General features: G+C 53.2%; 1 protein-coding gene and 1 pseudogene. Both read left to right on the top strand.

Annotated elements, in window-relative coordinates:
* The coding region (locus tag PMI17_RS24400; protein ID WP_007894158.1) for a type VI secretion system Vgr family protein at window positions 1–1188 on the top strand (1188 nt) is incomplete at its 5' end.
* A 2-nt stretch (window positions 1189–1190) separates the two neighbouring features.
* Window positions 1191–1969 (top strand): annotated as a pseudogene (locus PMI17_RS24395) (hypothetical protein); the annotation flags it as partial.

Raw genomic sequence — 1969 nt, 5'->3', positions numbered from 1 at the left:
GGCATTGCCTTTGACGGCGGCGACCCGGACCGCCCGTATATTGCCCACGCCTTCCACGACTCTGAACATCCCGACGTCGTCAGCCGCGACAACCGCAGCCAGAACATTCTGCGCACTCCCGCCGGAAATGAACTGCGCATGGAAGACAAGCGTGGCGAAGAACATGTCGCGCTCTCTACCGAATACGGTAAAACGCAGCTGAATCAGGGCCACATCACCGACCAGCAGGATAAGCCGCGCGGCAGCGGCTTTGAGCTGCACACCGATGAGCACGGCGTGATACGCGTGGCGAAAGGTTTATTTGTCACCGCCGACGGCCAGAGCAAAGGCGTGGGTGAAGTACTGGACATGGCGACCACGCTGCGTGAAATCGAGATTGCGATTAAACAAATTGAGCAGCTCAAGCTGGTGCAGGAGCAGGTGGATGCGCTGATTGTCGATATCGACGTGCAGCGCGAGGCCTTCCGCAAACGGCTGCAGCCGCTGAACGAGCTGATTCACTTCTCCGCACCCGAAGGCGTGGCGTTCATCAGCGGCGAGCACCTGCAGATGACGACGGCGGAGAATATCCACATTAATGCGGGCGGTGACATCAGCGCCGGTGCGATGGACAACGTTAACCTGATGGCGGGCGAAAAAGTCGGGCTGTTTGCGCATAAAGAGAAGCTGAGCCTGATCGCGGGTGAAGGGCCGATAAAAGTCGAGGCGCAAAACGCGGCGATGAAAATCACGGCTGCGAAAAAACTTAGTTTGAGCGCGGAGCAGGACATCCTGTTCGCCGGTAAAAAGCGCATCGTGCTGATTGGCGGCGGCAGTTACCTGAAGCTGGAGGCCGGGAGGATTGAGTACGGCACCGAGGCGAAGTATTTAAGGAAAATCAAACGTACGCATAAGGCGGTGGCGCGGGAAATGCCGATGACGGTGCCTTATCTGCCGGGAGATGGCAAATATGATCTGGCATTGAATTTCAATGATGAATTGATACCAATTGCAGGGGCGCAGTACGAAATCCATTTTGAAGGTGGAACCCAGCTTGAAGGGACTCTGAATGACCAAGGTTATGCATTACATAAAAATGTTCCGTTTGAGGCGGCAACGGTGAAATACAAGCTTCCGCCTCCAGAGCCTGAAGCGTCATGGGATCCGTGGGACATGCTTCTGAATACTCTATCTGAAAAGGAAGTATAGACATGCAGCAAAAGGAACTTGAACAGGCGATGGCGTTTTATCAGGCTCCGCCTCAGTCGTGGTATCACGGCATAAGTGACAGACTGAGCGCTACAGGAGAATGGTTGTGGGAAACGCTTCAGGGTGACTTCAACGAGAATCAGACTACTGGGCAAATTGTTACCGGTACGGTGATCTCGATGATTCCGCTGGTTGATCAGTTGTGCGATGTGCGTGACCTGATTGCCAACTGTAAAAAGATCCGCGAAGACGACAGCAATACATGGTCATGGATCTGCCTGGGATTGACGCTGGTGGGGTGTTTCCCAGTGCTGGGTTCACTGGCAAAAGGCAGCATGAAAGTGATGTTCTTATCTTTGCGAAAAGCGCATTACGGCTCGCTGGGAAAGGCGGGAAATTACAGTCGCCTGCTTGATGGTACAGTCGGGCAACTTAATCGCTATCTTGAGATGCCTACGGTCAGAAAGACGTTGCGAGCACTCAAAATTTACAATCCTTATGCTTACCTGGCTGGGAAGCTCGATGAGTTGAAGGGTCTGCTCAATGTCTCTGCGCTACTTGATGTGATGGATAAGCTAATGCAGGTGACGCGTAAGCTATTTGATAAAGTGGTTAGCTGGGGGCCTGACTCGTTGAGATATTCGGTAATGGCGCTATGGGATACGCTGGTTGCGGTGCGCAATAAGGCAAACACTATGCTGGTTGAGGCGTTACAACCATTGTCGGATATGCTTGAGCGTCTGGCAAACCGTTTGCGGGTTGAGGGTGATAACTCGTTTCG

The organism is Pantoea sp. GM01, from assembly GCF_000282675.1.
In the GTDB taxonomy this organism is placed as follows: Bacteria; Pseudomonadota; Gammaproteobacteria; order Enterobacterales; family Enterobacteriaceae; genus Pantoea; species Pantoea nemavictus.
Note: the sequence above shows the minus strand (reverse complement) of the source record. Positions and strands in the feature narration are given on the sequence as shown.